Origin of the sequence: Sulfurovum sp., assembly GCF_041551015.1 — a bacterium.
In the GTDB taxonomy this organism is placed as follows: Bacteria; Campylobacterota; Campylobacteria; order Campylobacterales; family Sulfurovaceae; genus Sulfurovum.
Genome location: NZ_JBFENQ010000094.1, coordinates 1 through 7,196 on the forward strand (window position 1 = coordinate 1; position 7,196 = coordinate 7,196).

General features: G+C 37.0%; 9 protein-coding genes. 8 read left to right on the plus strand and 1 reads right to left on the minus strand.

Going from position 1 to position 7,196, the window contains the following annotated elements; translation table 11 throughout:
• From ABZC96_RS06975 to ABZC96_RS06995, 5 genes are all read left to right on the plus strand, one after another.
• On the plus strand, positions 1 to 210 hold a 210-nt coding region (locus tag ABZC96_RS06975; RefSeq protein WP_373030041.1), incomplete at its 5' end, for a formyltransferase family protein.
• Positions 210 to 701 (plus strand): tRNA (cytidine(34)-2'-O)-methyltransferase, encoded by a 492-nt coding sequence (locus tag ABZC96_RS06980; protein WP_373030042.1) that lies wholly within the window; start codon positions 210 to 212, stop codon positions 699 to 701. The genes ABZC96_RS06975 and ABZC96_RS06980, both read left to right, overlap by 1 nt.
• A 1-nt stretch (position 702) precedes the next feature.
• Positions 703 to 858 (plus strand): hypothetical protein, encoded by a 156-nt coding sequence (locus ABZC96_RS06985; RefSeq protein ID WP_373030043.1) that lies wholly within the window; start codon positions 703 to 705, stop codon positions 856 to 858.
• Between the two features lie 62 nt (positions 859 to 920).
• Positions 921 to 2,969: a glycine--tRNA ligase subunit beta gene (glyS, locus tag ABZC96_RS06990; protein WP_373030044.1), complete on the plus strand. Its 2,049-nt coding sequence runs from the start codon at positions 921 to 923 to the stop codon at positions 2,967 to 2,969.
• 5 nt (positions 2,970 to 2,974) lie between these two features.
• Entirely contained in the window at positions 2,975 to 4,099 is a 1,125-nt protein-coding gene (locus tag ABZC96_RS06995) for an FAD-dependent oxidoreductase (protein WP_373030046.1), read from the plus strand.
• Here ABZC96_RS06995 and ABZC96_RS07000 read toward each other — a convergent pair.
• Positions 4,091 to 4,846, minus strand: a complete 756-nt coding sequence (locus ABZC96_RS07000) for an arginyltransferase (RefSeq protein ID WP_373030048.1) — start codon at positions 4,844 to 4,846, stop codon at positions 4,091 to 4,093. The genes ABZC96_RS06995 and ABZC96_RS07000 overlap by 9 nt on opposite strands.
• Before the next feature lie 50 nt (positions 4,847 to 4,896).
• On the opposite strand from ABZC96_RS07000, the gene ABZC96_RS07005 reads away from it, so the two are divergent.
• From ABZC96_RS07005 to ABZC96_RS07015, 3 genes are all read left to right on the plus strand, one after another.
• Complete coding sequence (locus tag ABZC96_RS07005; protein ID WP_373030049.1) at positions 4,897 to 5,592, plus strand: tRNA1(Val) (adenine(37)-N6)-methyltransferase; 696 nt, start codon at positions 4,897 to 4,899, stop codon at positions 5,590 to 5,592.
• Between the two features lie 97 nt (positions 5,593 to 5,689).
• Positions 5,690 to 6,064, plus strand: coding sequence for a YkgJ family cysteine cluster protein (locus ABZC96_RS07010; protein ID WP_373030050.1), 375 nt, complete (start codon positions 5,690 to 5,692; stop codon positions 6,062 to 6,064).
• Positions 6,046 to 7,196: hypothetical protein (locus ABZC96_RS07015; protein WP_373030051.1), on the plus strand; the 1,151-nt coding region annotated here is incomplete at its 3' end. The genes ABZC96_RS07010 and ABZC96_RS07015, both read left to right, overlap by 19 nt.

Below are 7,196 nucleotides of genomic sequence, written 5' to 3' on the forward strand. Positions count from 1 at the left end.
ATCATTGGTGCTACAGCACACTTTGTGACTGATGATCTGGATGAAGGGCCTATCATCGCTCAAGATGTGATTCCTGTAAACCATCGTCTTTCATGGAGAGATATGCAAAGAGCCGGACGTGATGGTGAGAAGATCGTTCTTTCACGTGCATTGGCACTGGTACTACATGATAGAGTATTTGTAAATGGCAATAAGACGGTTATTTTTTAATGTTTAACATTGTTTTAGTAGAACCACAGATCCCTCAAAATACAGGTACTATAGGACGTCTCTGTGTGAATCTAGGCGCAACATTGCATCTTATCAAACCACTTGGGTTTGATATCGATGACAAGGCTGTAAAGCGTGCGGGACTTGATTATTGGCAACATCTTGATCTGGTAGTGTGGGAAAGCTTTGAAGCATTTTTAAAAGAACACCCTATTGGTAAGGATTCCTATATGGCAACCACAAAAACGGATAATCTGTATTTTAATGCACCGTTTAAAAAAGGTGATTATATCCTGTTTGGTTCAGAGACGAAGGGTATAGATGAAAAAGTGTTGCTTGCACATCCTGATCGTTGTATTACCATTCCTATGGGTGGGGCAGGTAGAAGTTTGAATCTTGGTGTGAGTGTCGGGATAGTCATCTATGATGCACTCCGTCAAAACTATGAAGGTTTTGAAAAGATCACGATAGCCAATACTTTGGAGAGTTGATATGGCATTTGGCGATATACTTTACATCATCGCAATGTTCTTATTTGCATTTATTACGTTTGGAATTGTGAAAAATTATTATAAAAGTAAATTTGATGATGAGGGTAGACGTATAGATATGCAAGATGAGGTAGCTAAAGAGGAAAAGCAGGACTAACCCCCTCTTTACCAACTCTTAGGTAAAATAATAGCTATTATTATTTCACTAGGAAACCCTAAATGACACAAGCACTACTTATCGAAATCGGTGTAGAAGAACTTCCGGCTATACCGCTACTGAAAATTGTATCTAACATAGAAAAATCTTGGAAAAATATACTTGAAGAGTATAATCTTTCTTGTGACTTTGAGTTTATCTATACACCTAGAAGACTTGTGCTTAAACATGCAAACATGGCTGTAAAACAAGCAGATAGTACCGTAGAACTGATGGGACCTCCTGTGCAAGCATCTATTAAAGATGGTGAGCCTACACAAGCAGCGCAGGGGTTTGCTCGAAAATGTGGTGTAAGTTTTGATGAACTTGGTCGTGCAGATAAGAACGGTAAAGAAGTACTATATTTTAAAAAAGAAGAGAAGGGTGGAGAGACTGTTTCTCTTCTTGAAGAGATGTTGGTTAAATGGCTGGCATCCATGTCATTTGGTAAGATGATGCGTTGGGGATCAAGAGCCGATGAGTTTATCCGTCCTCTCAGATGGTTACAGGTGAGACTGGGTGAGACTTCTGTTCCTGTAGAACTTTTTGGTGTAAGATCAGACACAAAAACATATGTACATCGTATGGTAACTTACGATGCAGTAGAGGTTCCTGCGATAGATGCCTATGAAAGTATATTGGATGAATACGCAGTGATGCTGCATCCTAAAGAGAGAGAAGCAAAGATCTTGGCTGAGTTTGATGCTTTGGAATCAACGCATAATATCATTATCGAAAGAGACAGAGCACTCCTTGCTGAAGTGGTAGCTATCACAGAGAATCCTAAAGCATTGGTAGGAACTTTTGATGAACTCTTCTTGGATCTTCCACCTGAAGTCATTATTACTTCTATGAAAGAGCATCAGCGTTATTTCCCTGTATTTGAACATGGTAAGATAGCCAATAAATTTGTGGTTGTAAGTAATGCTTATACAGATGATTACAGTAAAGTTGTAGCAGGGAATGAACGTGTACTTAAACCACGTTTGGCAGATGGACTGTTTTTCTACAAAAATGATCTTAAAAACGGACTGAGTACTGATGGCCTTGAAAAAGTCCAGTTCATTGATGGTCTAGGGACACTTGCAGATAAGATCACAAGAGAAAATAATATCGCCATTAGACTGCTTGCCCTTTATATGGACAGAGTAGAATCAGGAACTGGACAAAGTTCTGCAGCACTTGAGAAAGCAATGGATAGAGCGGTGAGCCTTGCAAAAGCGGATCTTATGAGCGAGATGGTGTATGAGTTTACAGAACTTCAGGGACTTATGGGATATTACTATGCCAAGGCACTGGGTGAAGATAAGCTTGTTTATAATGCTATAAAAGAGCAGTATATGCCAGTAGGTGAGGGTGCTGAACTTCCAAGTTCTGTATTCTCATCTATTTTAGCGATGAGTATTAAACTGGATACACTCTTTGGACTCTTTAGCGTAGGAAAAATTCCTACAGGTTCTAAAGATCCATTTGCTTTACGTCGTGCAGTCAATGGTATTGTACGAATTGTGACAGAGTATGATTTGACTTTCAATATTGATGATATCATCACGTTGCTAAAAGGCAATTATGATGCGTTTGATACGAATCTATTAAGTGAATTCATTATAGAACGTATCAATAAGTCACTCGATGCAAATCCATCAGTTATTGCTTCTGTACTTGCTTCTGGTGAAAGAGACATCAATGAGATAGCTAAAAAAGTGGCTGCACTCAATGAAATCGTTAGCAGTGATGTATTTAAAGAACAGTTCACTACCTTCAAACGTGTAGCAAATATCTCTAAAGATCTAGACCTAGAGTCAAGTATGGAGATAGATATCGCATTATTTAAAGAGGATGCTGAAGTAACGCTTTACAATGCTTATGAAAAAGTGATCAATTCTACATACAGTGACTACAAAGAAGAATTAGAAGCACTTTTTGGTCTAAAACGCGAACTTGATGCATATTTTGATGATGTTCTGGTAAACACTGATGATGAAGCATTACAAGTAAATAGACTTCATACGATAGGGGCTGTATATAAGACATTTAGGAATATTGCAGATATTAAAGAGATATCGGTTTAGATATCATGTCTAAAACCTATGATAGTATCATCATTGGTGCAGGTATTGCAGGAGCTTCTACAGCACATGCACTTACTCAAAAAGGCCAAAAAGTTCTAGTCTTTGATAAAAGAGGCATTGCTTCTGGCGGGTCTGGTGCAGCCGGAGCTTTTGTTTCTCCTAAAATAGGTAAAGGGTCACCTCTTCAAACACTTACCAATGAAGCTTTCTCTTTCGCTAAAGATTTTTATCTCTCCACTTGTCCCGCACTTTTTCATCAAACAGGCGTTATTCGTATACCCAAAGATGAAGCTGATGCCAAGAAGTTTTCAGCGTATGAGCCTTTTAATGAAAACAAATACGTAAACTACAAAAAAGAACAACTTCAGGAACTGGGAGTACATGCTGAGTTTAAAAGTTTTTATTTCCCTGACGCGGGGGTTTGTGATGCAAAAGAAGTATGTGAAGATTTACTCTCAGACATAGAAGTTATAGAGTATGAAGTAAAAGAGATAACACAAGAAGATGGATTGTGGTGTGTAGGCGAGTACAGTGCTAAAAACCTTGTTCTTGCAACGGGTTATGAGAGTGATTTGGTTGACGTACGTTATATGGATATAAAGGGTACATGGGGGTCCAGGGGAGATTTTTCTTCTAATTTAAAGTTAGGTATCAGTATGCATCAGTCTATGTCTGTAGGTGCTAATATAGATGGCATTATAAAATTGGGTGCTACACATGAAAAAGAGGTCAAAGAAGTAGTACCTTGTAAGAAGGAACAGGCACTATCATTAAAAGAAAAAGCCTCTTCGCTGATCGATACGTCAGATCTGGAACTAGAAGAAGTTTTTTGTGGTATGAGATCAGGGTCTAAAGATTATTTTCCTTTGCTAGGAAAAGTGATAGATGTTCCTTTTATGTTAAAGAAATATCCAGCCATCATACGTGGTGCGAAGCCAGAGATGAAGTATATAGATAATTTATTTGTTTCTAATGGTTTAGGGGGAAGAGGCTTTGTTTTTGCTCCGCTTATGGCAAAGATGTTGGCTGAATGTATTGTTGAAGACAAAGAGGTAGATGTCAGAGTAGATCCTGATAGACTTTTTTTGAAGTGGTGTCGTAAGAGTTCGGAGTTAGACGCTTTACGATAAATCCCACTTTTCCCACTCAGGTTCTTGTGATACATGAGGAAAACCATCTAACAATTCTTGGGGTTGAAACTTTGGTTTGTAAGCAAAAGCTTTACATCCGTCTACCCAGTACCCTAGGTAGATCCAAGGTAGTTCAAGTATCTTGGCCAAGTGTATCTGATAAAGTAGTGAATAGGTTCCTAGTGATAGATTTGCATAATCAGGATCATAGTAAAAATATATGGAACTGATACCGTCATCGAGTATATCGATGAGGTCAACACCAATGAGTTTATCATCTTTGATATAGAGTACTTCTCTTCCATAATCATGTGCACCATCTACAAAGTTTTCATGGTACTCTCGTTGTGAAATATTACGATGCTGCCATTTGTCTTTTTCATGTTTAAAAGAGTGGTATTTGTTATAGAGATAAATATGGGCATCGGTAAGACTAGGCTTTTGTACAATGATCTCCGTATCAGCATTCCGTTTGATAGATTTTTTTTGTGATTTGGTGTAATGATAGTTATTGACATCTATACGAATACTTTTACACTCATTACAACCATTACATATAGGGTGGAAGAAGTACTTCCCAAAACGTCTCCATCCTCTGGCTATTACTGCAGTTGCAAATTTTTTACTTGCACGAGAAACATACTTGTAGTTCATACGTACCTTATTGCCAGGGATGTATGCACAGTCGTAGTCCAGCATTGAAAAATCTGTTGATGGCGGATTGAGTAGATCTAGTTCTTCATTCATAATCGCGATTATACTGAAAATATTGTAAAATTCATAAAAAAAGGCATCATTTGTTTCTCTATCAACCTACAAGTGGCTACTGCTATAACAGTGATTCAATTTTCTTATATGATTTTATCTCTTCTTTCAAGCCTAAGGGTAAACTATTGGATGTAGGGTGTGGTGTAGGGATTATCTCACTTTTATTGACCAGGGATTTTAACATCCAGACGAGTATTATAGATAAACAGGAAAAGATGCTTGACTATGCAAAACATAATTATGTACTTAATGACTTAGAAGCTCAAAGTCATCTCGGAGATTTTACAGAGTGGAAGACAGATGTGAAGTTTGACTATATCATCTCAAATCCGCCTTTTTATGACTCAAACGTTCAACAAAGTGAAAATACACATTTGAACATTGCAAGATATGCACATCATTTACCTATAGATGATTTCATAGCCAAGGTCAAAAAACTCTTGAAGCCCAGAGGGTATTTTATCTTCTGTTATGATGCTAAGCAAGTAGACTTGTTGTTACATCATTTAACTTCTTATGGTATAACTGTTGAAACAATGCAGTTCGTCCACTCCAAAATAGACAGGGAGTCTAAACTGGTGATGATCGCAGCACGTATGGGATCAAAGTCTATGACAAAGATACTTCCTCCATTTGTTGTCTTTGATGAGAAGGGTGTTTACAGAGAAAAAGCGATAAAAGCATTTGAACGTGCAAATACAAATAGTATAAAAGGTGACTACTAGTGATAGAACGCATATAAGGCAAAGCCTCATATTACTACGTTAACACTGTGTTTACTTCAGCAGTAGGCTTAGCGACTAGTCGCTTCAAAGGAAATTAATGGAATTAATGACACATGAACAGTATACATTTAAATTTAACCCTAACGCGTGTGAAGCTTGTGGCGGGCACTGTTGTACGGGAGAGAGCGGCTATATCTGGGCTAAATATGCTGAAATAGAAAAAATGGCAGAGTTCGTTAACCTTAGCGTAGAAGATTTTGCTACAATGTATTTAAGAAAAGTGAAGCATCGCTATTCTTTGATAGAAAAGAAACTTGCAGCAGATAACTATGCATGTGTATTTTTTGATGAGTCGATGAAACGTTGTTCTATTTACCCTGTACGGCCTTTACAGTGTCGTACTTTCCCTTTTTGGGAACAATTTAAAAGTGATGAAGAAGAGGTACGTAAAGAGTGTCCTGGAATCGTATAGTTTTAACTCTATTTATAGTCTTTAGCTTTGGTACTACGGCTAGTTATGCCAAAGAACTTATGAAGATAAGTGAAGATGAACTCATCATAAGAGGACTTTTATATGATGAATATAAAGCCTATGAAAACAGTTATCAAGTCTATAAAAGACTTTATGATGATACTGGGGCAGAGATCTATCTCTTTAAAGAAGCATCTTCTGCATTGATGAGTAGAAATCACATACTAGAGAGTATCACACGTTTAAAAAGTTGGGATGCAAAAAATCCAGATAGAATTGAAGTGAGACGTCTTCTAATCCCTCTATATCTCACTATAAGACAAGTGAAAAATGCAACGATCGAAGCAGAACATTTACTTGAACAATCTAAAGAACCTATGGACTTGGATCTGGCTTCAAATTCATTTCTCTATGCAGGAAAATTTAAACGGGCATTAGATCTCTTAGGCAGAGTCTATGAAACTGTACCTAGAGAAGAGATACTGCTCCGGATGACTGATATTATGGATGAGTTTACAGGTGAGCGTAAAAAGGCCATACAGCTGCTTGAAACACATCGTCGTATGAATATCGTAAGTCATGATGTCTATGTTAAATTGCTTTTGCTTTATCAAAAAGAAAAAGATATAGATGGTATCTTAGAGACATATAAAGCACTCTATCTGCAAGACAATGATCAAGAGTATTTAATGAAGATCATAGATGCTTATGTCTATAAAAGAGATCTTGATAGTGCCATTGTTTTTCTAGAAAAAGATCAAAGTAGAAATGACATACTCTATGAGCTTTATAAGACAAAAAAATATTATTCTAAAGCACTAGTCCTTGTGGATAAACTCTATGAGGAAGATAAAAATTCAAAGTGGATAGCAGAGAAGGGTGTACTTCTTTTTGAAACCTCAGAAGATAAAAATGATAAAAAAATGATACAAGATGTGATCTCTCATTTTGAAAAAGCTATTGCGTTAGGGAATGATGACAGTATTTACCTCAATTATTATGGCTATACACTTATAGATAAAGAGGTTAATGTGAAAAAAGGTATCAATGTGATTGAAAATGCATTGATACAACAACCCGATAACATGTATTATTTGGACTCTTTGGCATGGGGATATTATAAAGAACGTGA